Origin of the sequence: Borborobacter xinjiangensis, from assembly GCF_047739745.1 — a bacterium.
GTDB lineage: Bacteria > Pseudomonadota > Alphaproteobacteria > Rhizobiales > Rhizobiaceae > Pseudaminobacter.
The window spans coordinates 1-2,702 of record NZ_JBLLVA010000071.1; the positions used below are offsets into that span (position 1 = coordinate 1).

Here is a 2,702-nt window from a genome sequence, read left to right on the forward strand (position 1 = left end):
TCGATGGGCATCGCCCGCCTCGATGTCGACTGCGCCGAGCAGGGTACGCCGCTTGAAATCCGCAACGAGAGCGGCACCGTCAAGGCCATCGCCCACACATTGCCCTTTGATGACCCGAAGAAACTGAAGCGGACGGCGAAAGGCTGAGGTCCGATGACGGCCAGCACCTTTTTCAGCCGACCGGTCTACGGAACCCTTTCTCCGAAGCCCGGAAAGCTCCACCTCTTTATTGCCGACGACGCAGGTGCGTCGGCAATTCTCGATCTCGCGAAAAGGGCCCCCGCGGACTTTTTCGCGAACGCTCGCATCATGCTGATCTCCGGCGGGGCGGAGACACAGAGTGCGGAGGCGTTAAAGGCTCTCAAGCCCGACCAGTTCTATCACGGACCCTCTTTCGCCAGCGCGCTGCCGAGATTGCGCCATATGCTGACGAATGCCCATATGGGTATGCGGCTCTATCTGTCCGGATCCGAAGGGTTGATCGGTCAGGCCATGCAGGTCGCCGTTGAAGCGGGTATCGACTATCGCTCGATCCAGACCGAACATCGCGGCACACTGGCGCGTCGCGTTCAATGCGTCCATTGCAAAGGCATCACCGAGGACGTGACGACGCAGCCGGCGACCTGCTCGCATTGCGGCCTGATTCTTCTCGTCCGCGACCATTATTCGCGGCGCATCGCCGCGTTCCAGGGTGTCTGCATCAATGCGGAAGACCCGAATGACGTTCCTCCAACAGAGGAGATTTTCCGTTGAGCGCCGGAGGAAGCAAGATAGACGTCACGGTGACCGACGTCGTCACCGTGAACGAACTGGTAAAGCGGTTCCACTTCGAGCCCACTGACGGTGGCTTGCTGCCGACATTCTCCGGCGGCGCGCATGTCGTGGTGGAGATGCGCCACGAAGACGAAACCCGCCTCAATCCCTATTCGCTGATGAGTTCGCCGCTGGACACCCGCGACTATACGATCAGCGTGCGTCGCGACGACGCCGGGCGCGGCGGATCGCTATTCATGCACAATCGCGTGAAGCCCGGCATGCGCATGGTCATCAGCCATCCGGTCAATCTGTTTTCGCTGGATTTGAGGGCGAAGAAGCACCTGATGATCGCCGGCGGCATCGGCATCACGCCGTTCATGGCTCAGACCGCCCAGCTTGCCGCTGGCCCCGGCAATTTCGAATTGCACTATGCTTGCCGCACCGGACCGCTGAGCACCTATGCGGAGGAATTGAAGAGCCGCTACGGGCATCGCGTGCATCATTATCGCAACGATCTCGGCCAGGACCTGCCGCTGGAGACAGTCCTGGCGACGCAGCCCCTGGGGACCCACATCTATGTATGCGGCCCGAGCGGAATGATCGATTGGGTGCGCAAGACCGCCCTTGACGCCGGCTGGCCCGAGGAAACCATACATTTCGAGCATTTCGCCGCGCCTCAACCCGGCAAGCCGTTCGACGTGACGCTCGCCGTCAGCGACATAAAGCTGCGGGTCGGCGAACATCAGAGCCTGCTCCAGGCCATCGAAGCAGCCGGCGTGGAGCCGCCCTATCTCTGCCGCGGCGGGGTTTGCGGCCAGTGCGAAACGGACGTCATCTCACATGACGGCAAGCTTCTGCACAACGACCACTGGCTGTCGGAGGAAGAACACCAGTCCGGCAAGAAGATCATGCCATGTGTTTCGCGCTTTGAGGGAAAAACCCTCGTTCTGGAGCGCTGAGGAGGAATCATGGGAATAAACTTCAGGAAAGAAACATTCCGCGACGATTTCAGCTTCAAGAACAGCCCCGAGCAGATTCGGCGCTTTCCGTTCCCGTTCCCTGAAGACAGCTATATGTACTCGGTCAACATCGAGCCGCATGTCAAAGGGCAAAAGGGCACGGTGTTCGAACACCTGATCGACGTCGACGAACATTACGTATCCGAGATGCAGGACCGTGCATTGGTTCTTGCCCAAGACCCGCTGCGTTGCCAGTCTCTGCCGCATATGACGCTGGCGGGCTGGGATACGCTCGAACTGCTCATGACCGAGATGGCCGCGAGCTACCCCGAGCACTTCTCTCTGACCCGCGACGGCGACAAGTGGCACTGGATCAACCGGCCGCTCGGCATCGACGATCATTTCGTTTTCGGCGATGTTTCGACCCTTCCTTACGATCCCCTGGAATATATCACCCGTCAGAGCCAGGGCGACTTTGCAGTCTGCGACCAGCGCGACAACAATCTGTGGATGGATGCCGGCATCGTGACCACCCAGGCTGACTGGTCACTCGGTTTCGACATCGGCATGAACTTCTTCGAATGGCATGCGCCCGTGCCGCTTGCCAATGAAATGGGCGTGTTCAAGCGTGCGCTCAAGTTCTTGACCGCCATTCAGCAGGGGCAGCCGGCGCGGCGCCACAACTGGACCATGACCATCAATCCGCGCCTCGATACCAGCCCTGAAAATTATCATAAATGGGGTGTGGACCGCACGACGGTCACGCCTGAGAATGTCGGCAACAAGGTGCATCTGCGCGTCGAAGTGCAGATGTTCTTCCGCCTGCCGCGTTCCAACGCGCTGCTGTTCCCGATCCGCTGCTATCTGATCAAGATGGATGAGCTGGTGACCTCGCCCAAATGGGCACGCCGCTTCCATCGCGTGCTGCGTGACCTGCCGGAGGAGCTGGCAGAGTACAAGGGATTGACGCGTTACCGGCCAACCGTC

Annotated in this window: 3 protein-coding genes and 1 pseudogene; all 4 read left to right on the forward strand. The window is 60.0% G+C overall.

Features of this window, described 5'->3' with window-relative positions; genetic code table 11:
• Positions 1-147 (forward strand): annotated as a pseudogene (locus tag ACLKMW_RS26325) (aminomethyl transferase family protein); the annotation flags it as partial.
• A gap of 6 nt (positions 148-153) precedes the next feature.
• Complete coding sequence (locus ACLKMW_RS26330) at positions 154-753, forward strand: dimethylamine monooxygenase subunit DmmA family protein (protein ID WP_415727481.1); 600 nt, start codon at positions 154-156, stop codon at positions 751-753.
• A complete protein-coding gene (locus ACLKMW_RS26335) occupies positions 750-1,715 on the forward strand; it encodes a PDR/VanB family oxidoreductase (RefSeq protein WP_415727482.1) in 966 nt (321 codons plus the stop codon). Before ACLKMW_RS26330 ends, ACLKMW_RS26335 begins: the two co-directional genes overlap by 4 nt.
• Positions 1,716-1,724: 9 nt before the next feature.
• Positions 1,725-2,702, forward strand: a 978-nt coding sequence (locus tag ACLKMW_RS26340) for a heme-dependent oxidative N-demethylase family protein (protein ID WP_415727483.1), incomplete at its 3' end; no start/stop codon positions are given.